Here is a 20697-nt window from a genome sequence, read left to right as displayed (position 1 = left end):
CGAAACTAACTAGACAGCCGAAGGGAACGTCCGGCCACATGACCCAGCAACAGTGGGACTCCGTCGACGACTACTTCACCGGCCTCCTCGCCCCCGCGGACGAGGCCCTGACCGCCGCCCTCCACGACAGCGACGCCGCCGGTCTGCCGCAGATCGCCGTCTCCCCGAACCAGGGCAAGCTGCTCCATCTCCTCGCCCGGACCCAGGGCGCCCGCCGCGTCCTGGAGATCGGCACCCTCGGCGGCTACAGCACCATCTGGCTGGCCCGCGCCCTGCCCGCCGACGGCCGCGTCGTCACCCTCGAACACAACCCCGCGCATGCCGACGTGGCCCGCGGCAACATCGCCCGCGCCGGGCTCGACAAGATCGTCGAAGTGCGCGTCGGCCCCGCCCTGGAATCGCTCACCGTGCTCGGCGCCGAACACGCCGCGCACCCCGAACCCTTCGACCTCGTCTTCATCGACGCCGACAAGGCCAACAACGCGCGCTATCTGGAGTGGGCGCTCGAACTCACCCGCCCCGGCAGCCTGATCATCCTCGACAACGTCGTGCGGGGCGGCGCGGTGACCGACGCCGCCGGCACCGACCCGGCCGTGCTGGGCACCCGCGCGGCACTCGAACTCATCGCGGAGCACCCCAAGTTGTCCGGCACGGCGGTGCAGACGGTGGGCACCAAGGGGTACGACGGCTTCGCGCTGGCCCGCGTACTCGACTGACCGGCCGTCGTATGACCGGCCGTACGCCGTACGGACAACGCCGCCCGCAGGAACACCGCCCGTACATCAACTCTCGTGGTAGTAACCGACGTTCACGCTCCGCGGCCCGAACCGGTCCCGGATGACGACCTCGCCGGAGCCGCCCCGGGGCAACGGCGCGGCCCCTCCGTACACGAGGGTCCGCGCCGTACCCCCGGACAGCAGCCGCACCTCGGAGGCCGGATCGGGGTTCGAACCGCGCAGCCAGCTCACGGACCAGGCCCCGTCGGGCCCGCAGCGGAACTCCAGGTGCGTACGGGAGACGAACAGCCAGTCGTCGGGCGTCACCAGGCGGCACACGTTCCTGTCCCGCCCGACCCGCAGCACCGCACCCGGTTCGCTCGGCGCCTCGGCCATCAGCATGCCCGCGGTGGCACCCGCGTCCGCCCCGGACACCGAGGCCATGGTCAGTTCCAGCACGTGAGTACGCTCCTTCAACTCACCACGGCGCGTACGTGATTGACGGTTCCCGCGCTGCCGCATCCTAAGGGCCGCCGGGCGGCCGCACGACCTCCCTGGGACAATGGCCCCATGACTGAGCGCAAGCCACCTGGAGTCAATTTCGAGTCCTGGATCGACAAGCAGATCCGCGAGGCGGAAGAACGCGGGGACTTCGCCTCCCTGCCCGGAAGGGGCCGGCCGCTGCCCGAGGGCCCCGACCCCACGTACGACGAAATGTGGTGGGTGAAGCGGAAGATGGCGCGCGAGGGCCTCTCCTGCCTCTCCCCCACGCTCGCCCTGCGCAAAGAGGCCGAGGACACCCTGGCCGCCGCGGCCGACGCACCCTCCGAGCGCGTGGCGCGCAGGCTCATGACGGAACTCAACGAGAAGATCCGCACCGCACTCCGTACGCCGCCGCCGGGTCCACCGCTCGGCCTCGCGCCCTTCGACGTCGAGGAAGTGGCCCGCGACTGGCGGGACCGCCACGGGGAACGCCACGCTGACTGAGGCCGGCTCGCACGGGTCGTTTGGCGGCCCGATTCCGGGCAACTCGTTCCGGGGAACGGGTGTCGGGGTCCCTGCCGGGCCCCGCGCCCCAGGCCGATCCCCGAGCCGAAAAGGGCACCCACCCATGTCCACACTCATGATCATTCTGCTGATCGTGGCCGTCGTCGTCATCGCAGCCGCCGCGTTCGCCGTGCTGAACCGCAGGCAACAGGGTGCGGGCGGCAGGCGCGGTCTGCAGCGCCGCTTCGGACCCGAGTACGACCGCGCGGTCGCCCGGCACGACGGCGACACCAAGGCCGCCGAACGCGACCTCGGCGAGCGGGTGAAGCGGCACGGTTCCCTGCGCGTGCGGCCGCTGGACCCCGCGGCGCGCGAGCAGTACACGGCCCGCTGGACCGTGGCCCAGGAGCGCTTCGTCGACTCCCCGCGCGAGGCGGTGGCCGAGGCGGACCGTCTCATCGCCGAGCTGGCCGGCGCCCGCGGCTTCCCGGACGCCGGGCACTACGAGGACCAGGTCGACGCGCTCTCCGTCCACCACGCCCACCACGTCCACGGCTACCGCAAGGTGCACCGCGCGGCCCTCGGCACGACCGGCACCATGGGCACGGACCCCATGGGCTCGGAGGCCACGGGCGTGGAGCGGACCGGCGGCGCCGGCACCGAGGAGCTGCGCGCCGCGCTGCTCGAGGCGCGCGGGCTCTTCGAGGCGCTGGTGGCGGAGCACCGCTCCGACGCCGACGCGACGCCCACCACGGGCCGGCACGACACCCGTAAGCGCTCGACCGGCATCACCCACAAGGGAGTTCAGCATGGCTGACGTACATCCCGACGGGACCGCTCTCTTCCCGATCGACGCACGCGACAAGCTGGCGCTGCGCCTCCAGAACGCCGTCAACGGTTTCGTCGACAGCCCGCGCGCCGCGGTCGAGAACGCGGACCGCGTCCTGGAGGAGGCGATAGCCGACCTCACCCACACGCTGGCCGAGCGCCGGAACGCCCTGCGCACGACGTGGCAGTCGCACGCCGCGGAGGTCCCCCCTGGCGAGCCCGGCGCCCCGCCCGCCCCTCCCGCGACCACACCGGCCGCCACTCCGGCCGCCACACCGGAAGCGTCCCCGGCAGGCGACACCGAACAACTCCGCCTGGCCCTCCAGGACTACCGCGAAACAGCGGAACGCCTCCTCCGCCTGTAAGCAAGGACAGGCCACAACAGGCCCCCGAACCGAGCCCCGGGACCCCGCCCGCCGGACCTCCGTGACATCCGGCCCCGGGGCCCGGGGCTCACGCCGCTCCGACACCCCCGTACGGCAGGATGGCCGTATGAGCGTAGTGAAGATCAACGTCCTGACCGTCCCCGCCGACCGGCGCGAGACCCTCGAGAAGCGCTTCGCGTCCCGCGCCGGTGCCGTCGAGAACTCGGACGGCTTCGAGTGGTTCGAGCTCCTCCGCCCCATCGAGGGCACCGACGACTACTTGGTCTACACGCGCTGGCGTGACGAGGAGTCGTTCCAGGCCTGGATGGAGGGCCCGATGAAGTCGGCCCACCAGGGCGGCGGCGACCGCCCGAAGCCCGCCGCGAGCGGCTCCTCGGTCTGGTCCTTCGAGGTCGTGCAGCAGGCGGCCCCCAAGGGCGAGTAGCGGCTGGGCCCAGAGCCCCCCTTCTCACGTCCAAAACCCCTTGCGTGGGCCCGGGCCCGTCGGCCCAGAATGCGCCCATGACCAAGCCTGTCCCCGTGGCCCCCGCCCTCACCACCGCAGCCGCCACCTGGAGTGTCGCGGCCGAGGCGTATGACTCCGATGTCGTGCGCGCGCTCTGGCGCGCGTACTACACCGAGGTCAGCGATCGCTGGTACCTGCTGCACGAGGGGCGGGTCACGGAGCCCGTCGAGCTGGAACGGGAGATCGCCGCCGAGAGCGGGAGCGATCTCGCCGCGCCCGGCGGGGCGCTGCTCGTCGCGCGGTACGGGGGCGAGCCCGCCGGTACCGCCGGCGTGCGGCTGCTGGATGCGTCGACCGCCGAGCTCAAGCGCGTGTTCGTACGCGAGGACATGCGGGGCAGGGGCGGCGCCGCCGTTCTCCTCGCCGCCGTCGAGGACGCCGCCCGGGCGCTCGGGGCCGAGCGGGTCGTCCTCGACACCCGTACCGATCTCGTCGAGGCCCGCGCGCTGTACGCGCGGCACGGGTACGAGGAGACCGAGCCGCTGACCGTGCGGCCCTACGCCGAGCACTGGTTCGCCAAGAAGCTGGTCTGACGGCGGGCGGTCGGCGAGGGAAGGGCCTGGGGGCCCGGTGGCCCGCGGTCACGCCGCGCGTACCACCGTCGCCCCGTCGCCCCGCGGCCGCTCAGACTCCGAGCCGCACAGTTCGGAGCTGAGCTCCTCGACGAGCTGGACCAGGTCCGTGGGGCGGTCGGCGTTCCACCAGTCGCCGAGCAGCTCCGACAGGGACTCCTCGCGGGCCTTGGCCAGTGTGGCCGCGACCTCGTGGCCCTGGGGAGTGAGCACCATCTCCAGGCCGCGTCGGCGCGCCAGGCGCCGCTCCTCGACCTGGCGGGCGGCGGCCGTGACGACGGTCAGCGGCACGGTGGTGCGCTCGGCGAGGACGCCCGGTTCGACGGAGCCGTGCCGGGCGATGCGCAGGAGCAGCCAGCTCGACGCGGGCAGCAGGTCGTGGCCGGCCCGCGCCGTGATCTTCTCGTAGATCGCGCGCCTGCCCTCGCGCGTCCCGAGGACCGACAGGGCCCGCGCGCACTCGTCGTACGACGAACGCTCCACCGGATTGCTGGCCAGCGTCTGCGTCGGGTCGGGCGCCGTGACCGAGGCGCGCAGCTTGTCCTCGCGCAGGAACCAGGCGAGGACGAAGGCGGCGAAGGCGACGGGCGCCGCATACAGGAAGACGTCCGTGATCGACGAGGCGTACGCGTGCAGGGCGTCGGGGCGCAGGTCCGCGGGGAGCCGCGCGATGCCGCGCGGGTCCGCCTCCAGGGTGCGCACGCTCAGCCCCGGCGGCAGCTGCTGCGCGGCGAGGGCGTCGGTGAGCTTGTCGCCGAGCCGGTTGGTGAAGATCGTGCCGAAGATCGCGACGCCGAAGGACGCGCCGATGGAGCGGAAGAACGTCGCGCCGGACGTGGCGACGCCCAGGTCCTCGTAGCTGACGGCGTTCTGCACGATGAGGACGAGGACCTGCATGACGAGGCCGAGTCCCAGGCCGAAGACGAAGAAGAACACGCTCATCTCGGCGGTGCCGCTGTTCTCGTCCAGCTGGTGGAGGAGGAGCAGGCCGATCGTGGTGACGGCCGTACCCGCGATCGGGAAGACCTTCCAGCGGCCCGTACGGCTGACGATCTGCCCGGACGCGGTGGTGGAGAGCAGCATGCCCGCCACCATCGGCAGCATGTGGACGCCCGACATCGTGGGGGTGACCCCCTGCACGACCTGCAGGAACGTCGGCAGGTAGGTCATCGCGCCGAACATCGCGAAGCCCACGATGAAGCTGATCACCGCGGACAGGGCGAAGGTGCGGATCCGGAAGAGCTTGAGCGGGAGGACCGGTTCGGCGGCCCTGCGCTCCACCGCCACGAACACCACGGCGAGCACCACGCCGAGCACCGCGAGCCCGATGATCTGCGCCGATCCCCAGGCCCACGTGGTGCCGCCGAGCGAGGCGACGAGGACGAGACAGGTGGCGACGGAGGCGATGAGGAAGGTGCCCAGGTAGTCGATGGTGTGGCGGGTGCCACGCACCGGGATGTGCAGCGTGGTGGCGATGACGACGAGCGCGATCACGCCGATGGGCAGATTGACGTAGAAGACCCAGCGCCAGCTGAGATGCTCCGTGAAGAGTCCGCCGAGCAGCGGCCCGAGGACGCTGGTCGCGCCGAAGACCGCGCCGAACAGGCCCTGGTACTTGCCGCGTTCGCGCGGCGAGACGAGGTCGCCGACGATCGCCATCGACAGCACCATCAGACCGCCGCCGCCGAGTCCCTGGAGCGCGCGGAAGCCGATGAGCTGCGGCATGTTCTGCGCCATGCCGCAGAGCGCCGAGCCGACCAGGAAGATCGCGATCGCGGTCTGGAACAGCTTCTTGCGGCCGTACTGGTCGCCGAGCTTGCCCCAGAGCGGGGTCGCGGCCGTCGCGGCCAGCATGTACGCGGTGACGACCCACGACAGGTGGTCCATGCCGCCGAGGTCGCTGACGATGGTCGGCAGCGCGGTGGAGACGATGGTCTGGTCGAGGGCCGCGAGCAGCATGCCGAGGAGCAGCGCGCCGATGGAGATCAGTACGCCGCCGGGCGGATGCCCGTTCCCGGCGTGGCCGCTCGCCGCGTGCATCGGGACGGGGCCGGGCCCCTCTCCCATGGGGTGGGCGCTGACATCCTGCGACATGGACACCTCCTGAGGGGTCCGCGTTCTCTTTCCATCCTGGTCCGTGTCTCTCGTTATGGCCTGTTGAAGCGAGTCGCCGCATAATCTCTGGAGCTCCGGGGGCGGGCGGGACGGCGGGACGTACGAGGGGAGGGACGGCCGTGGCCGGACAGCGGGACGAGGAAGCAGCCGCTGAGGGGGCGGGTGGCGCCGGTGGCGATGCGGTGGATCGGGTGCGGGCCCGGTCCGTCGCCGCGGCGGCCGCGGCGGACTTCGATCCGCTGCGGATACGGCCGTACGTTTCGCTGCCTGATCCCGCGGGGTCGTCCGCCGAGCGCTCCGGGGACGAGGGTGGGGGTGTCGCCGCGGGCCGCCCTTTGACCGCCTCCTCGGACGCACGGCGATTCGTGTCGTATGCGAATCCGGAGACGGATGCGAAGCCGGATGCGAAGCCGGATACGGGGGCGGCGACGAAAGCGGAACCGGCGGTCGACCCGCACGAGGACGCCGACCCCCACGAGACGCGACGCCTCCGCAAACGCCCCCTCGCCCTGCTCGCCGTCACCGGCGCCGTCGCCGCCGTGACCGCCGCCACCGTCTTCGCGGTCGGGCTGCTCTCCTCGGCCTCGGACGGGCCGACCCGGGACAGGACGCTGCCGGACGACCTCACGTCGGCCTACGCGGACCCCACGAAGCCCGCGGCGCCCTCAGCGCACACGTCCGCCTCGTCCTCACGCGCCCCCTCCGCCCCGGCAAGCGTCCGGCCCTCGCGATCCGCGTCGCCCACGCGCTCGACGCTGCCCTCCTCGCCCCCGCCCTCGTCCGAGCCTCCGTCGACGGCGCGTGCGACGGGGTCGGTGGGCACGTCCGCGTCACCGCCGCGCGGGACGGCGGGCGCGACGCTGCGACAGGGAGACAAGGGAGCGCAGGTCACGGAGTTGCAGGGCAGGCTGGCGCAGCTGTACCTGTACGTGGGCGAAGTGGACGGCTCGTACACGTACGAGGTCACCGCGGCCGTACGCCGCTACCAGTGGGCCCGCGGCCTCAGAGACGACGCACCGGGCGAATACGGCCGCGAAACACGCCGCAGCCTGGAATCGGAGACGACGAAGCCCTGACCGTGACGGGAGCGGGACGGGCCTGGGCGCGGGATGGAGCTTCGGGTGCGGGATGGGGCCCTGAGCGGGTGACGGGCCTGAGAACAGGACCGGAGACTGCGAGCAAGACCGGGCCCGGGCAGCGGGACCGCAGCCTGCGAGCGGTGCCGGCCGCGAAAGCGGGACCGGGCCCGAGGTCCCTCCGACCTCAGTCGAACGTGAGGCGGATCGAGCCGTCGCCCGCGTCGGCCACCCCGACCCCCGTCAGGTCCTCGACGTGCACCGTGGGGCCGAACTGTCCGGCGCGCGGGCCCACGCCCACGACGCGCATGCCGGCCGCCTGGCCCGCGCGGATTCCCGCCTCGGAGTCCTCGAAGACGATGCAGTCCGCCGGGTCGAAGCCGAGCGCGGCCGCTCCCTTGAGGAACCCCTCGGGGTCCGGCTTGCTCGCGCCGACGCTCTCCGCGGTCACCCGCACGTCCGGCAGGGCGAGCCCGGCCGCGGCCATCCGTCCGGTGGACAGCGGCACGTCGGCGGAGGTCACGAGCGCGTGCGGCAGGCGCAGGCCGGTCAGGGCGGCCAGGAACGCGGGGGCGCCCGGTACCGGGACGACGCCCTCCATGTCGGCGGTCTCGGCGGCGAGCATCTCGCGGTTCTCCGCGTAGTTCTCCTCCATGGGCCGCTCGGGCAGCAGCACCGCCATGGACGCGTACCCCTGCCGCCCGTGGACGACCTTGATGACCTCGTCGAAGTCGAGGCCGTGCCGTGCGGACCAGCGCTGCCAGCAGCGTTCGACGACGGCGTCGGAGTTGACGAGGGTGCCGTCCATGTCGAGGAGGACGGCGCGGGCGGTCAGGACGGGTGCGACAAGGTCGGCGGTCGTGGCCGTGGCCGTCATCGGAGTGCTCCAGAGCGCAGAGGCGGCGGAAGATCAAGGCGGCTCCGCCCGCCGGTCAGGGAGTACGGGCGGAGCCACTTTGTTCCTGCACGGTACAAAACGCGGGCCGCAAAAGCCAACGCCGCAGGTCACACCGCCCAAGCGACCCAAAAGGGACGTGCCGCAAACCGGGTCAATCATCCCGTCGACCCCGCCCCCGAGATCCCGCCCCCGATCCCGGACCTGACCCCGACCTCAGCCCCGACCGCCTAGCCTCACCTCACCTCACCGTCAGGCGGCGATCGCCTCGTAGAGGCTCCACACCCCGAGCCCCAGCATCAGCAGGGCCGCGATCTTCGTGATGAGCGACAGCGGAACCCGCTTCATCAGCGCCTTTCCGCCGACGATGCCGAGCCCGGCGACCGCCCACAGGGCGAGCACCGCGCCGAGGCCCACGGAGATCGGGTCGTCGTAGCGGGCGGCCAGGTTGGCGGTCATGATCTGCGTCAGATCGCCGAACTCGGCGACGAGGATGAGCATGAAGCCCGCGCCGGACACCTTCCAGAAGCTCTGGTTCTCGGGCTGCTTGACCTCTTCCTCGTCGTCGCCGCCCTTGAACAGCAGCATCGCGGCGCCGGCCAGGAAGAGGACGCCCGTGAGCGCGTGGACCAGCTGCTGCGGGAGCAGGGTCAGGACACTGCCCGCCGCGACGGCGAGCACCACGTGGACGGTGAAGGCGGCGGCGACGCCCGCGAAGACGTAGGAGGCGCGGTAGCGCGTGCCGAGGACGAGACCGGCCAGTGCGGTCTTGTCCGGCAGCTCGGCCAGGAAGACGACGCCGAAGACGAGCGCCATCACGCTGAAGCTGATCAAGGGTTCCTCAATCGGTCGGGCCGCCCCACCGAGAGTGTTCCACCATTTCGCGTACGACACCTCGGCACGGCAGCGCACACGGACGCACACGGATGTGGACGTCTGGACGTACACGGGTGTGGACGTCATGGCGTACGCGTCATGCGTACGCCCGCACTGCTTGCCGAAGGTCTCGCTGGCCTGCCCCGTGGGGCCTGCCTCCGGGCGCCGGCTCAGACGAGCTGAGCAGTATGTCGACGGTCCGGCGAAGAGCTACTCCCCTTCTGCGCCGTCCATCGTACGCGACTCCCGACCACCCCTGGCCAGGGACTTTTGCCCCACCGGGCAGTGACCTGGATCACAGGCGGGCAACTCCCCGCACGCGACACGCATATGACGCGGTGCCAGAACTCTTGAAGTCCGCACCTATTTGACGCGACCCTGTCACCAGTAGCTCATCCGCAATCAACCCGTGCCCGCGACGATGACCGCCCCACCGGTCAACAACCCCCCACACACGAGGAGTTCGCATGTCCGCTGTCTACGCGCGTCGACGCACCCGCTTCACCCGGCCCGCCTTCGCCGCCGCAGCCGTCGCCCTCGCATCCGCCGCCACCCTCGTCACCGGCACCTCCGCCCAGGCCGCTCCCCCGGCCCCGGTCAGCGCCGCCACCGCCCGGACCTACCTCGGCGGCCTCACCGTCAAGGCCGAGGGCTCCTCCGACGGCTACAGCCGCGACAAGTTCCCGCACTGGAAGACGCAGTCCGGCGCCTGCAACACCCGCGAGGTCGTCCTCAAGCGCGACGGCACGAACGTCCAGCAGGACTCCAGCTGCGCCGCCACCTCCGGCACCTGGAAGTCCGCCTACGACGGCGCCACCTGGACCGTCGCGTCCGACCTCGACATCGACCACGTCGTGCCGCTCTCCGAGGCCTGGAAGTCCGGCGCGAACAGCTGGACCACCGCGCAGCGCGAGGGCTTCGCCAACGACCTGACCCGGCCGCAGCTGATCGCCGTGACCGACAACGTGAACCAGGCCAAGGGCGACAAGGACCCGGCGGAGTGGATGCCGCCCACCGCCTCGTACCACTGCTACTACGCCCGGATGTGGGTGGACGTGAAGCACCACTACAACCTGAGCGTGAACACCGAGGAGAAGAGCAAGCTCACCTCCGTCCTCAGCGGCTGCTGAACCGTTCGTCCTCGACGACTGCTGAACCGTTCCCGCAATCGCCGGGCCCGTTCTCGCGGAACCGGCCCGCCCTTCCCCGTCGTTCCGTACCGTACGGGGCGACGGAGGAAGGTGATCATCTGTGGCACGGCTGCGCCTGGGTCCACTGCTGAGGTACGTCGACGGTTCCACGGCGACCGTCTGGGTCGAGGCCGACCGGCCCTGCACCGCCGAGGTGCGGTGCGCGGACGGCGCGGGCGGCGCGGCGCGGACCTTCCAGATCTCCGGCCATCACTACGCGCTCGTGCCCGTCACCGGCCTGACGCCGGGCACGGAGACGGCGTACGAGGTGCGGCTCGGCGACGACGCGGCCGCCGCCGTGTGGCCGCTGCCCGATTCGCCCTTCCCCGCGAGCACCATCCGCACGCCCGCGGAGTCCGGCGCGGGCGACGAGGAGCTGCGGGTCACGTTCGGCTCCTGCCGGTGGGCCGCCCCGCCCTCCGGCGAGCACGACCCCGTGGGGCCCGACGCGCTGGACACGCTCGCCGCCCGCATCGCCGCCGACCCGGCCTCCGAACGCCCGGACGTGCTGCTGCTCCTGGGCGATCAGGTGTACGCGGACCAGACCTCCAAGGCCACCCAGCGCTGGCTCGCCGCCCGCCGCGACCTCACCGCCCCTCCGGGTGCGCAGGTCGCTGACTACGAGGAGTACACGCACCTCTATGACGAGTCCTGGCTCGACCCGGAGGTGCGCTGGCTCCTGTCGACCGTCCCCAGCAACATGGTCTTCGATGATCACGACGTGATCGACGACTGGAACACCAGCGCCTCCTGGGTCGCCGAGATGCGGGCCACGCCCTGGTGGCGCGAGCGGATCCTGAGCGGCCTCATGTCGTACTGGGTCTACCAGCACCTCGGCAACCTGCCCCCCGACGAACTGGCCCACGACAAGCTCTACGCCTCCGTGTGCGCGACCCCGGACGGCACGGACGTGCTCCGCGCCTTCGCCGCCACGGCCGACGCGGACGCGGGCGCCGCCCGCTGGAGCTACCGACGGGACTTCGGGCGGGTCCGGCTGCTGATGGTGGACACCCGCGCGGCCCGCGTCCTCGCGGAGGGCGAGCGCGCGATGCTCGACGCCGCCGAGGCGGAGTGGGTGCGCGAACAGGCCCTCGCGGATCCGGGGACGTACGACCATCTCCTCATCGGCACCTCGCTGCCCTGGCTGCTCCCCCACCTCATCCATGACGCCGAGGGGTGGAACGCCGCGCTCTGCCGGGGTGAGCGCGGCGAGCGCTGGGCCCGGTTCGGGGAGAACCTGCGGCGGCGCTCCGACCTGGAGCACTGGGCCGCGTTCCCGGCCTCCTTCGAAGCGCTCACCGCGCTGATCGCGGAGGCGGGTTCGGGCCCGGGGGCTCCCGCGACGGTCTGCGTGCTCTCCGGCGACGTCCACCATGCCTACGTGGCCGAGCCGAACTGGCCCGGAGGCGACGGGCCCGACGCGCGGGTGCTCCAGCTGACCTGCTCGCCGGTCCACAACTCCATCCCCAGGTCGATCAGGCTCGGGTTCCGCTTCGGCTGGAGCCGGGTGGGACGCCGCCTCGGGCGACGGTTCGCCCGGCACGCCAAGGTGTCGCAGGCGGGCATCGACTGGCGCAGGACGGGCGGCCCCTGGTTCGGCAATCAGCTCATGACGCTCACCCTGCGCGGCCGTTCGGCACGGCTGAGGCTGGATCAGGCGCGGGCGGTGCGGGGCGGGGGCGTACGCCTCGAGACGGCGGACGAGACGCGGCTTTCGTGAAGGGCCGGTGAGGGAGAAGCGTCCCCGCGGCGCTCCTGCGGCACCAGTCCCTTACACGTTCGGGGTTCGGCAGCGGGGGCGGCGACGGCATGATGATGCGGACCGTCTGGTTCCAGCGTCCTCAATGCCCCGGGAGTCACGCTTTTGTCTCCGTCTGCGTCTGTACGAATACCCGCACCCGTCCACGCGTCGAGCCCGCCCGCGCTCGCCCTGGTCGGTGCAGGCCCCCGCGGCACCAGCGTGCTCGAACGGCTCTGCGCGTCGGCGGCCGACCTCCTCCCGCCCGGGGCGCACCTGACGGTCCATGTCGTCGACCCGGACCCGCCCGGCGCGGGCCGTGTCTGGCGTACGGCACAGCCCTCCGAGCTCCTGATGAACACGGTCGCCTCCCAGGTGACCCTCTTCACCGACGCGAGCGTCGACTGTTCGGGGCCGATACGCACGGGCCCGAGCCTGTACGAGTGGGCCGCCGACGGGCGGGTCCCCGGGCTCGGGCCCGACGACTACCCGACCCGCGCCTGCTACGGCCGCTATCTGGAGTGGGTGTTCGCGGAGGCGGTGCGGCGGGCACCCGGAACGGTCCGGGTCCGGGTGCACGCGGCGCGTGCGGTGCGCCTGGACGAGACGGCCGACGGGCTCCAGACCCTCGTACTGGACGACGGCCTCGTACTGTCCGGGCTCTGTGCGGTCGTCCTCGCCCAGGGCCATCTGCCGACGGCGCCGGGACCGGAGCAGCGACGTCTGACAGCCCACGCGGCACGGCACGGTCTGCGCCACTTCCCGCCCGCCAACCCCGCCGACCTGGACCTTTCCGTCATCGCCCCCGGCGAGCGGGTCCTGCTGCGCGGCCTCGGCCTCAACTTCTTCGACCACATGGCCCTGTTGACGGAGGCCCGCGGCGGCCGATACGCACGCATGCCCGACGGGACCCTGCGCTACGAACCGTCGGGCCGCGAGCCGCGCCTGTACGCGGGATCGCGGCGCGGTGTCCCCTACCAAGCACGCGGCGACAACGCGAAGGGCCCCTACGGACGCCACGAGCCGGCCGTCCTCACCGCCGACGCGGTCGCCCGCTTCCGCAAGCGCGCGGACAGCGGCGACGCACCCGACTTCCTCGCCGAGATATGGCCCCTGATCGCGAAGGAGGTGGAGACGGTCTACTACGAGGCGCTGATCGCGGGGCGGGGCGAAAGCCGTTCGGACGTTTCCGCCCCGGGCGACGGCTCGCGCACGCGTGACTTCCGGGAGCGGTTTCTCGCCGCTGACCACGGAAGCCCCCACGAGGCCCTCGTCCTGGCCGAGTTCGGTGTCGGTGATGCCGAGCGCTGGTCCTGGGAGCGGCTCGCCGCGCCGCATCCGGCCCGGCCCTTCACCTCCCCGCGGGACCACCGCGCGTGGCTGCTCGGTCGGTTGCGCGAGGACGCGGCGCAGGCCGCGCTCGGCAACGTCGCGGGACCGCTGAAGGCCGCACTCGACGTGCTCCGCGACCTGCGCAACGAACTCCGCGGCGTCGTCGACCACGGCGGGCTCTCCGGGGTCTCGCGCCGCGACCACCTCGACCGCTGGTACACGCCGCTCAACGCCTTCCTCTCCATCGGCCCGCCGCGCCGCCGCATCGAGGAGATGACGGCACTGATCGAGGCGGGGGTCCTGGACGTGCTCGGACCGCGCCTGACCGTGTGGTCCGACGGCGGGGCCTTCGTCGCGCACTCCCCCGACGTACCGGACTCGGCCGTCCGGGCCACCTCCCTGATCGAGGCCCGGCTGCCCGAACCCGACCTGCGGCGCACCGGCGACGCGCTGCTGCACCACCTCCTCGCGGACGGCCGGTGCCGGACCCACGTGGTCGACGGGTACGAAACCGGAGGCGTGGACGTGTCCCCTCGCCCGTATCACCTGATCGACCGTCACGGTCGGGCACACGCACGCCTGTTCGCGTTCGGGGTGCCCACGGAAGGGGTCCACTGGGTGACCGCGGCCGGTGCGAGACCCGGCGTCGACTCGGTGACCCTGTCGGACGCCGACGCGGTGGCGCGCGCCGCCCTGCGCACGGCGGCCGGTACCGCCGGCACGCCGCCCACGCCCCGGGCCGAGCCGAAGCGGAACCTCCGAATGACCGAATGTTGAACTTGCAAGCACTAATTAGGTTGCCCTAATCTTGGGCCTCCGCTCGGTTACCGTCCCCCAACCGAAGGAGTCCCCCACCATGACTGGACGTCTCGACAGCGCCCAGCCCTACGCCCTCGGCCTGTTCCGCATCGTGATCGGCCTGCTCTTCGCCTGCCACGGCGCCGCGTCCCTCTTCGGCGTCCTCGGCGGCGCGGACGGCGGCGGCACGATCGACGCCGGCACCTGGCCCAGCTGGTACGCGGCCGTCATCCAGCTCGTCGGCGGCGCCCTGGTCCTGCTGGGCCTCGGCACCCGCGCCGCCGCGTTCATCTCGTCCGGCTCGATGGCCTACGCCTACTTCAAGGTCCACCAGCCCGAGGCACTGTGGCCCATGGAGAACGGCGGCGAGGCCGCGGCGATCTTCTGCTGGGCGATGCTGCTCTTCGTCTTCACCGGGTCCGGCGCGTTCGGCCTGGACCGGCTCTTCGCCTCGCGGGGCAGGAGCGGCGACGAGGAGGACGCGGAGGCGAAGCGCACGCCGGTCGCGGCCTGACCCGCACGGCGCGCCCCTCTCCCCGCTGCGTGCGGGGAGGGGGGCCTTTTTCACTGGGGCCTCTTTTCACCGGGGGCCTTTTGTCACGCCCCCCACGCCCCGCCCGACTTCTGCGCCTCCGGCAGGGCCGCGAACGGCACCGTGAAGCACGCGGCGCGGTCACCGGCGCCGCCCGGCTCGTCATGCAGCACGACGGAAGCCGCCTCGCCGGGCCTGAAGCCCCAGTCGTGCCGTGCGGTCGCACTTCCGGAGCCGTCCGCTCGGGCGGTGAAGTCGAGCCACACCTCGTTCTCCGCGTTGACGTACGCGGGGTCCTTCGACGGCTGGACCGGGTCGACGCGGTGCTGGTAGTGACCGCCCGCCGCCTCCGGCTTCGCCGCGCACGGCTTCTGGTGCACGTGCACGCCGTACGCGTGCCCCGCCTTCATGCCCTTGACCTTCAGCGTGACGGTCGTGGCGCCGCCCTCGACGCTGCGCTGCTCCACCTCGATCCAGGACGCCGCGGGCACCAACGCCGTGTCGTACGTGACCGCCGGCGACGGGATGAAGGCCGCCGGCGGCGCGAACCACGCCTCGGCCCGCGCCCAGGCGGACCCGGCCGCGTGCGCCGGACCCACCGGCCCGCCGCCCGCAGCCAGCACCGCCACCACCGCGCCCGCGACCATCCGCGTCGCCGTACGTGCCATCGCCACCGTCACCATCGCCCGCCACCGTCCCTCGCTCGTGCCGTCCTACTCGTTCGTACGGGACTTCGGGGCCGTACGCCGCATCGGGGGAGGCAGCCGGGTGAACGTGATGTAGGGAACATCTAAGCCCCAGTGGATCTCCGCGCCCCGCACGCGGCGTACGCTGTACAGCTGTCACCAAGGCCGCCCCTGCCGTTCTCCGCGACAACAGCGGCAACGCGCTGCCGATCGGGGAGTAACGGGGAGTTACGGTGCTTGAAGTTGTGGGGGCGTTGACCGGCAGTCCGTGGATCTACGCGGTCGTGGCCCTGTCCGTCCTGTTCGACGTCTTCGTGCCCGTCCTGCCGAGCGGGGTCATCGTCATCATGTCGGCGACTGCGGCCGCGGCGGCGGGAACGGGAGCGGCGGGGCAGGTCCCGCACGCCGTGCCCGACATCATGATGCTCACCCTCTGCGCGGCCACGGCGTCCGTGCTCGGCGACATGGTCGCCTTCCGGCTCGCCTGGCGCGGCGGCGAACGGCTCGACCGCGCCATCGCCCGTTCCCGGCGCCTGACCACCGCGCAGGAACGCCTCGGCACGGCGCTCGCACGGGGCGGCGGCGTCCTCGTCGTCATCGCCCGCTTCGCACCGGCCGGCCGTTCGATCGTCTCCCTCGGCGCGGGCGCGGCCCACCGCAGGGTGCGCGAGTTCCTCCCCTGGTCGGCCCTGGCGGGCGTGGCCTGGGCCGGCTACAGCGTCGCCCTCGGCTACTTCGGCGCCCAGTGGCTGGGCGCGACGTGGCTGGCGACGGGCGTCTCACTGCTCGCGCTGTTCGCGGCGGGGGCGGGGGCGGCCTTCCTCGTACGCCGCCCGAAGCCGACGACGACGGCGGGCTGACGGCCACGGCGGACTGACGGCGGGCTTACGGCACGCGGGGCGCGAGCCGCCGATCGCGGCCTGATCGCCCCGTCGGCGCCTACGACGCCCGCGCCGCGGCCCCCCGTACCTCCAGCCCCGCCAGCAGCTCCTCCGTCGCCTTCGCCACCGCGTCCACCGCGTGGTCGAAGACCTCGCGGTTGTGGGCGGCGGGGGCGCGGAAGCCGGAGACCTTGCGGACGTACTGGAGCGCGGCCGCGCGAATCTCGTCCTCAGTGGCGTCCTCGGGGATCGCGGGCGGACGCAGCGTCTTGATGCTTCGGCACATGCCTCCAGCTTGCCACCGCGGCTCGTTCCCGTCCCGGAGAAGTCGGCTCGTCCCCACCCCCACCCCCATCCCCGGAGAAGTCGGCTCGATCGTGCGCGCGCTTCACTCGCACACGTAATTCGAACAGGAGTACCATTACGGCGTGCCCGCCACCCCAGCCCCCCATGACTTCCCGACCGACCTCCTCGCCGGCCAGGAGGAACTGCACCGGGTCCGCTCCGCGCTCCTGGCGCTGCTCAAACGTCTGCCCTGGTCGGTCGAGCCCCACGACGGGTTCAGCGACTCCAGCGGCTGGCGCAGGACGGAACGCCCCGCCTCCCCCGGATGGTCCCGGGAAGAGCAGGCCGAGGTGGAGGAACTGCGCGCCAAAGAGCGGGAGTTGGCGGTTTTCGTGACGTGCCACAAGTACTGGGAACAGGTCACGGGACCCGACAACGTTGCCGCGCGCGCCGCCCTCAAACACGCCCGCGGAACGCCGGACGAGTCCCTCTCCTCCTAGCCATTGACAGCCGCAGAGGGCGGGCGTTGACTCGCTACCAGCCACGCACGAGAGCCCCCTTCGAGCCATGGAGGTGCAGCCTTGAACGTCCTGATAGTCGTCGCGATCCTGGCCCTCTTCGGCCTGGGCTTCAACCAGCCACTGCTCTGGCTCGCCGCGGCAGCACTCGCCTTCTACCTGGTCCGCTTCTACGAGGGCGGCTCCGCCGCCAAGAAGAGCGGTTCGGGCGGCGGCGCCGCGAGCGGCAGCGGAGGCATGGGGGGAGGCGGCGGCAGCGGAGGTGGAGGCGGTGGCTACCCCAAGACCTACCGCGACTACCGCATCCGCAAGGAGCGCCAGGAACGCTGGGACCGCCGGTACCGCAGAACGCACCCGGGATCCGGCCGCTGACCCGGCCACGAGACAGCCGAAGGCCCCCCGCCGGGACAGGCGGGGGGCCTTCGCACCGCAGTCGCGGCAGCGCCGACCGGCGGGCGGCGGACGTCAGTGACGCGGACCCTGCTTCCGGTCGCGCCAGCCCTCGCCCTTCGCGCCACGCTCGCCCTTGGCGCGGTCGTACTCGATCTGCTCCTTGCGGACCGTGTCCGAGACCTCTTGCGTCTCGGTGACCCGCTCGGTCTCCAGGCGCACGCGCTCGACCGGCACGGACTCCTTGCGGACGACCGCCTTCTCGGCGTGCAGGGTCACCTCGGCCTCGGCCTCGCCGATGCTCGCGCGCGTGCCGTCACCCTCACGGATGGGCTCGCGGACGACACGGACCTCTTCGTGGGAGAGGGGCACGGACGTCTTCACGTCCTCGGTGACGACCACCTTGCGCAGCCGGGCCTGGCCGACCACTTCCTCCTCGGTGCCGACCCGCAGCCGCTCCTCGGAGCGGATCATCTCGTCGGACTTGGTGTCGTCACGACCCGTCGATCGGCTCGCGGCGCCCGCTCCGACCATGCCGGCACCCGCGCCCGCACCGGCCATGCCCTCGCGCTCGCGCATGCCCTCACGGCCGCGCACACCGGCCGCCGGCGCGCCACCGGCCGCGCCACGGGTGGTCGACTCGGGCCGGGTCAGCCCGTAGTGGGCGTAGAGCTCGTGCTCCTCACCCGGCTCGATGTGCTGGTCGGCGTCGATGCGGGGAGCGTCCTTGACGGCTTCCTTGGTCGTCGCCACGTGCAGCTGGTCGTCCTGGCGGCGGGCTCCGGCGAGCGGGACGAAGCTCTGCTTCATGCCGAAGAGGCCGGTCTTGACGGTGACCCACTCGGGGCGGCCGCTGCGGTCGTCGAGATAGACCTGCTCGACGCTGCCGATCTTTTCGCCGGTGCGGTCGTAGGCCGTCAGGCCCGTGAGCCCGTCGGGGTTGGTGAAGCCTTCGCCCTGCGTCATGGGTGATCACTCCCTCGGAGCGCGCGACGGGCGATGTCGTTACTCGCCACGACAGACGCACGCTTCCCCTCCATCGCGCGCCGCCCGGCGGCACACCGCAACCAGGAAAGTGACGGAACGTGCACGGAGCGCGCTGCGAGGCCCCCTCAGCGGCACGCCTGCGCCGATCGACCCGATCTGCCCACCCACCGACCGGTTAGCCCATTCGAGGTAGGGGGTTGATCGATTCCCTGCCGCTCACCGGACCGAACGCGGCGGAGCCATCCGGGGCGCCCAGCGCGGATGGACACCGAAAACCCCCGCGGCAGCGGCCGCCGAGGAGCCAGAGCCGCCCGTCGGGGAGCAGCCGACCGACGCCACGAGCGACACCCCCGAACCGTCCTCACCCTCGGCCCCACCGCCGGTCTCGCCCGCCGCGTTCGTCGCCGCCGTCCGCGACGCCTCATCGGCCCCGCACCGCCACTTTCGTGTCACAGCGACGTCACTACGCCTTCACGATCTCCCCACATGCCGCATGATGGCCCCTTTCAGCACATGCACATCCCAGGGGGGATCATGCACACCCGCACCGCCATCGCGGCACTCATCGCTAGCGTCAGCCTGCTCACGCTCACCAGCTGCGGCCCCGACGAGGACTCCAGCACCGGCAGCAGCAAGGACAAGCCCTCCGCCGCCCAGGACGCAGACGACAAGACCGAGACAGCAGCACTCCCCGACATGACCGGCAAGGGCCTCCAGTCCGCCCAGGACCAGGCTCAGGGGGCAGGGTTCTACGGCCTCACCTCGCACGATGCACTCGGCCGCGACCGCATGCAGGCCTTCGACCGGAACTGGAAGGTTTGCTCGCAGACCCCGAAGGCCGGTACCCACCCGACTGACACGAAGGTCGACTTCGCCACGGTCAAGCTGGAAGAGACCTGCCCGGGCAAGGACGCCGGCGCCGAGGAACCGGCAGCTGCAGGCGCGACCATGCCTGACTTCAAGGGCAAGGCCGTCAAGGTCGCGCGCGGCGCCCTCGACTCGGGCACGAGCCTCACCGTCGAGGACGCGTCCGGACAGAGTCGGTTCATCCTCATGGAGTCGAACTGGAAGGTATGCACGCAAGACCCTGCCGCAGGCGCCAAGCTCGACGGGCAGCCGGTGAAGCTCGGCGCGGTGAAGTTCACAGAGTCCTGCTGATCGACTTTCAGCCCGGCCCGGTCGCGACCCTACGTGGCCGGGCCCTCGTACGCCCGAGGAGGTGTCTGCCATGACACGTCCTCAGGGCAGCAAGGGCGGTCTCGTCACCGACGGGGAGCGCGCCGAGGTCATCCGGCTTCACGGCCAGGGCAAGGGGCGGAATGCGATCCTGGCCCGCTCTCGATGGGCCTCGATCCGCACCGGCGGCAGTACCTGTAGTGGCTCGTACGGGAGGGCGGGACGGCTGGGCATTGCATTGGCCATGGGTCAGGGTGGCGGGACGCTGAGCGGGGCAGGTTCCGGCCGCTCCTGGGCTCCCCTGCGGCCGGACCCCGCCTCGACCGCAGGGCTCGCGCCGCGGAAGCGCGCAGGCACGCTACGGGAGTTGAGGGCCGGGGACGTCGCCGCCTCTCGCAAGAGGGGCGACGATGCCGTCGGCTGTCCACATGATGTATTCCCCGGGCACCTACCCGGGCATTCACGCATATGCGCTTCGTGACGTGTCGCGGTGGGCGCCGATGGGGCGCACTGGCCTGTGAGTCGAGAACGTGGTGGGCGGGAGGGGGCCCTTTCGTTATGCCGGGGCGACCTTCTTGGCCGCGGCAAGCGCCGCGGCCCACGGGTACGCCTTCGGCTTCCCGGACCCGGCCGGGTTCGGTGTGAACCCGCCTTCCTCCTTGTACAGGACCGCGACCCCTTGCTCGCGCAGCTCGGCGATGCTCCGGTCCAGCGCACGGTGTTGGGCATAGGCCGCGTTCACGCAGGGCATCGCGACGGTCGGGATCTCCTTGCCGATCGCCTCGGCAACGACGCCGACAACGAACGACGAGGTGAACCCCGCTGCCCACGAGTTGATGGAGTTGAACGTGGCCGGAGCGAAGAGGATGACGTCCGCCTTCGGCCATGCGTCGTCCTCACCGGGCCGCTTGTACTCGCTGCGCACTGGGTGCCCGGTGAGCGCAGCCAACTCGTCGAGGCTGTCGTCGAGCCAGCGGGCCGCGCTCGGCGTCAGCCCCAGGCAGACGTCCCACCCATCGGCCTGCGCCGTCTCGATCACTCCGGCCAGCTCGAAGACGGGAGGAGCGGCCGAGCCGAACAGATACAGGGTGCGTGAGGTCATGGACGCCATCCCACCCCGGACGGCTGGCCGCATGCAACTGCCCCCGATCCAGGCGGATCGGGGGCAGAAGCCGGGCCAGCGCTACCGAGCGCGAGTACCGTTCCAAGTGGTGAGCCAGGAACGGAG

Annotated in this window: 23 protein-coding genes; 15 read left to right on the top strand and 8 right to left on the bottom strand. The window is 72.0% G+C overall.

The features are described from left to right. Positions 1-38 precede the first annotated feature (38 nt). Positions 39-716 (top strand): O-methyltransferase, encoded by a 678-nt coding sequence (locus tag DEJ48_RS27400; protein ID WP_150218899.1) that lies wholly within the window; start codon positions 39-41, stop codon positions 714-716. 66 nt (positions 717-782) lie between these two features. On the opposite strand, the gene DEJ48_RS27395 is transcribed toward DEJ48_RS27400, so the two are convergent. After that, positions 783-1175, bottom strand: a complete 393-nt coding sequence (locus DEJ48_RS27395; RefSeq protein ID WP_150218898.1) for an FHA domain-containing protein — start codon at positions 1173-1175, stop codon at positions 783-785. Between the two features lie 111 nt (positions 1176-1286). On the opposite strand from DEJ48_RS27395, the gene DEJ48_RS27390 reads away from it, so the two are divergent. The 5 genes from DEJ48_RS27390 (at position 1287) to DEJ48_RS27370 (ending at position 3955) form a co-directional block, all read left to right on the top strand. Further along, positions 1287-1703, top strand: a complete 417-nt coding sequence (locus DEJ48_RS27390) for a DUF1992 domain-containing protein (RefSeq protein ID WP_150218897.1) — start codon at positions 1287-1289, stop codon at positions 1701-1703. Between the two features lie 124 nt (positions 1704-1827). Beyond that, positions 1828-2520, top strand: a complete 693-nt coding sequence (locus tag DEJ48_RS27385; protein WP_190537626.1) for a hypothetical protein — start codon at positions 1828-1830, stop codon at positions 2518-2520. Beyond that, positions 2513-2896 (top strand): hypothetical protein, encoded by a 384-nt coding sequence (locus DEJ48_RS27380; RefSeq protein ID WP_150218896.1) that lies wholly within the window; start codon positions 2513-2515, stop codon positions 2894-2896. The genes DEJ48_RS27385 and DEJ48_RS27380 overlap by 8 nt, the downstream gene beginning before the upstream one ends. Before the next feature lie 127 nt (positions 2897-3023). Continuing rightward, the gene (locus tag DEJ48_RS27375; RefSeq protein WP_150218895.1) at positions 3024-3341 is read left to right on the top strand and encodes an antibiotic biosynthesis monooxygenase family protein; all 318 of its coding nucleotides are present in this window, start codon (positions 3024-3026) and stop codon (positions 3339-3341) included. Between the two features lie 77 nt (positions 3342-3418). Next, positions 3419-3955 (top strand): GNAT family N-acetyltransferase, encoded by a 537-nt coding sequence (locus tag DEJ48_RS27370; protein WP_150218894.1) that lies wholly within the window; start codon positions 3419-3421, stop codon positions 3953-3955. Positions 3956-4003: 48 nt separating this feature from the next. Here the strand turns inward: DEJ48_RS27370 and DEJ48_RS27365 are convergent, their stop codons facing one another. Further along, complete coding sequence (locus DEJ48_RS27365; protein WP_150218893.1) at positions 4004-6088, bottom strand: MFS transporter; 2085 nt, start codon at positions 6086-6088, stop codon at positions 4004-4006. Positions 6089-6228: 140 nt separating this feature from the next. On the opposite strand from DEJ48_RS27365, the gene DEJ48_RS27360 reads away from it, so the two are divergent. Continuing rightward, positions 6229-7185, top strand: a complete 957-nt coding sequence (locus DEJ48_RS27360) for a peptidoglycan-binding domain-containing protein (RefSeq protein WP_150218892.1) — start codon at positions 6229-6231, stop codon at positions 7183-7185. Between the two features lie 187 nt (positions 7186-7372). Here DEJ48_RS27360 and DEJ48_RS27355 read toward each other — a convergent pair whose 3' ends face one another. Then, complete coding sequence (locus DEJ48_RS27355; RefSeq protein WP_150218891.1) at positions 7373-8062, bottom strand: HAD-IA family hydrolase; 690 nt, start codon at positions 8060-8062, stop codon at positions 7373-7375. Positions 8063-8332: 270 nt separating this feature from the next. After that, positions 8333-8914, bottom strand: a complete 582-nt coding sequence (locus DEJ48_RS27350) for a TMEM165/GDT1 family protein (protein WP_150218890.1) — start codon at positions 8912-8914, stop codon at positions 8333-8335. Positions 8915-9423: 509 nt separating this feature from the next. Between DEJ48_RS27350 and DEJ48_RS27345 the strand changes: the two genes are divergently transcribed. The 4 genes from DEJ48_RS27345 to DEJ48_RS27330 all read left to right on the top strand — a co-directional run bounded on the left by DEJ48_RS27345 (position 9424) and on the right by DEJ48_RS27330 (position 14528). Further along, the gene (locus DEJ48_RS27345) at positions 9424-10086 is read left to right on the top strand and encodes an HNH endonuclease family protein (RefSeq protein ID WP_150218889.1); all 663 of its coding nucleotides are present in this window, start codon (positions 9424-9426) and stop codon (positions 10084-10086) included. Positions 10087-10207: 121 nt separating this feature from the next. Continuing rightward, positions 10208-11866: an alkaline phosphatase D family protein gene (locus DEJ48_RS27340; RefSeq protein ID WP_150218888.1), complete on the top strand. Its 1659-nt coding sequence runs from the start codon at positions 10208-10210 to the stop codon at positions 11864-11866. Positions 11867-12010: 144 nt separating this feature from the next. Beyond that, on the top strand, positions 12011-13993 hold the full coding sequence (locus tag DEJ48_RS27335) for an FAD/NAD(P)-binding protein (protein WP_223832220.1): 1983 nt from the start codon (positions 12011-12013) through the stop codon (positions 13991-13993). Positions 13994-14072: 79 nt separating this feature from the next. Then, positions 14073-14528: a DoxX family protein gene (locus DEJ48_RS27330; RefSeq protein WP_150218887.1), complete on the top strand. Its 456-nt coding sequence runs from the start codon at positions 14073-14075 to the stop codon at positions 14526-14528. Positions 14529-14611: 83 nt separating this feature from the next. Here the strand turns inward: DEJ48_RS27330 and DEJ48_RS27325 are convergent, their stop codons facing one another. Continuing rightward, positions 14612-15214 carry a superoxide dismutase family protein gene (locus DEJ48_RS27325; protein WP_411757487.1) on the bottom strand — a complete coding sequence of 201 codons (603 nt, stop codon included), beginning with the start codon at positions 15212-15214 and terminating at the stop codon, positions 14612-14614. 251 nt (positions 15215-15465) lie between these two features. Here DEJ48_RS27325 and DEJ48_RS27320 point away from each other — a divergent pair, with 251 nt between their 5' ends. Continuing rightward, positions 15466-16092 (top strand): DedA family protein, encoded by a 627-nt coding sequence (locus DEJ48_RS27320; RefSeq protein WP_150218886.1) that lies wholly within the window; start codon positions 15466-15468, stop codon positions 16090-16092. A gap of 79 nt (positions 16093-16171) precedes the next feature. Here DEJ48_RS27320 and DEJ48_RS27315 read toward each other — a convergent pair whose 3' ends face one another. Beyond that, positions 16172-16399: a DUF2277 domain-containing protein gene (locus DEJ48_RS27315; RefSeq protein WP_150218885.1), complete on the bottom strand. Its 228-nt coding sequence runs from the start codon at positions 16397-16399 to the stop codon at positions 16172-16174. Between the two features lie 142 nt (positions 16400-16541). Between DEJ48_RS27315 and DEJ48_RS27310 the strand changes: the two genes are divergently transcribed. Both DEJ48_RS27310 and DEJ48_RS27305 read left to right on the top strand, forming a co-directional pair. After that, positions 16542-16898 (top strand): hypothetical protein, encoded by a 357-nt coding sequence (locus DEJ48_RS27310; RefSeq protein WP_150218884.1) that lies wholly within the window; start codon positions 16542-16544, stop codon positions 16896-16898. 81 nt (positions 16899-16979) lie between these two features. After that, on the top strand, positions 16980-17288 hold the full coding sequence (locus DEJ48_RS27305; RefSeq protein WP_150218883.1) for a hypothetical protein: 309 nt from the start codon (positions 16980-16982) through the stop codon (positions 17286-17288). Positions 17289-17381: 93 nt separating this feature from the next. On the opposite strand, the gene DEJ48_RS27300 is transcribed toward DEJ48_RS27305, so the two are convergent. Next, entirely contained in the window at positions 17382-18272 is an 891-nt protein-coding gene (locus tag DEJ48_RS27300) for a PRC and DUF2382 domain-containing protein (protein ID WP_150218882.1), read from the bottom strand. 555 nt (positions 18273-18827) lie between these two features. Here DEJ48_RS27300 and DEJ48_RS27295 point away from each other — a divergent pair. Then, on the top strand, positions 18828-19451 hold the full coding sequence (locus DEJ48_RS27295; protein ID WP_150218881.1) for a hypothetical protein: 624 nt from the start codon (positions 18828-18830) through the stop codon (positions 19449-19451). Positions 19452-20025: 574 nt separating this feature from the next. On the opposite strand, the gene DEJ48_RS27290 is transcribed toward DEJ48_RS27295, so the two are convergent. Continuing rightward, positions 20026-20571, bottom strand: a complete 546-nt coding sequence (locus DEJ48_RS27290; RefSeq protein ID WP_150218880.1) for a flavoprotein — start codon at positions 20569-20571, stop codon at positions 20026-20028. Between the last annotated feature and the right edge of the window lie 126 nt (positions 20572-20697).

This window comes from Streptomyces venezuelae (genome assembly GCF_008642315.1).
Classification (GTDB): Bacteria; Actinomycetota; Actinomycetes; order Streptomycetales; family Streptomycetaceae; genus Streptomyces; species Streptomyces venezuelae_D.
This window is presented reverse-complemented; position numbering and strand designations above follow the sequence as displayed.

What these genes read in the sequence shown, in the direction of transcription:
- DEJ48_RS27325 (WP_411757487.1), bottom strand. Translation starts at nt 15,214, where the DNA reads ATGGCACGTACGGCGACGCGGATGGTCGCGGGCGCGGTGGTGGCGGTG.
- DEJ48_RS27365 (WP_150218893.1), bottom strand. Translation starts at nt 6,088, where the DNA reads ATGTCGCAGGATGTCAGCGCCCACCCCATGGGAGAGGGGCCCGGCCCC.
- DEJ48_RS27370 (WP_150218894.1), top strand. Translation starts at nt 3,419, where the DNA reads ATGACCAAGCCTGTCCCCGTGGCCCCCGCCCTCACCACCGCAGCCGCC.
- DEJ48_RS27390 (WP_150218897.1), top strand. Translation starts at nt 1,287, where the DNA reads ATGACTGAGCGCAAGCCACCTGGAGTCAATTTCGAGTCCTGGATCGAC.
- DEJ48_RS27375 (WP_150218895.1), top strand. Translation starts at nt 3,024, where the DNA reads ATGAGCGTAGTGAAGATCAACGTCCTGACCGTCCCCGCCGACCGGCGC.
- DEJ48_RS27355 (WP_150218891.1), bottom strand. Translation starts at nt 8,062, where the DNA reads ATGACGGCCACGGCCACGACCGCCGACCTTGTCGCACCCGTCCTGACC.
- DEJ48_RS27315 (WP_150218885.1), bottom strand. Translation starts at nt 16,399, where the DNA reads ATGTGCCGAAGCATCAAGACGCTGCGTCCGCCCGCGATCCCCGAGGAC.
- DEJ48_RS27385 (WP_190537626.1), top strand. Translation starts at nt 1,828, where the DNA reads ATGTCCACACTCATGATCATTCTGCTGATCGTGGCCGTCGTCGTCATC.
- DEJ48_RS27330 (WP_150218887.1), top strand. Translation starts at nt 14,073, where the DNA reads ATGACTGGACGTCTCGACAGCGCCCAGCCCTACGCCCTCGGCCTGTTC.
- DEJ48_RS27345 (WP_150218889.1), top strand. Translation starts at nt 9,424, where the DNA reads ATGTCCGCTGTCTACGCGCGTCGACGCACCCGCTTCACCCGGCCCGCC.
- DEJ48_RS27290 (WP_150218880.1), bottom strand. Translation starts at nt 20,571, where the DNA reads ATGACCTCACGCACCCTGTATCTGTTCGGCTCGGCCGCTCCTCCCGTC.
- DEJ48_RS27295 (WP_150218881.1), top strand. Translation starts at nt 18,828, where the DNA reads ATGCACACCCGCACCGCCATCGCGGCACTCATCGCTAGCGTCAGCCTG.
- DEJ48_RS27400 (WP_150218899.1), top strand. Translation starts at nt 39, where the DNA reads ATGACCCAGCAACAGTGGGACTCCGTCGACGACTACTTCACCGGCCTC.
- DEJ48_RS27380 (WP_150218896.1), top strand. Translation starts at nt 2,513, where the DNA reads ATGGCTGACGTACATCCCGACGGGACCGCTCTCTTCCCGATCGACGCA.
- DEJ48_RS27300 (WP_150218882.1), bottom strand. Translation starts at nt 18,272, where the DNA reads ATGACGCAGGGCGAAGGCTTCACCAACCCCGACGGGCTCACGGGCCTG.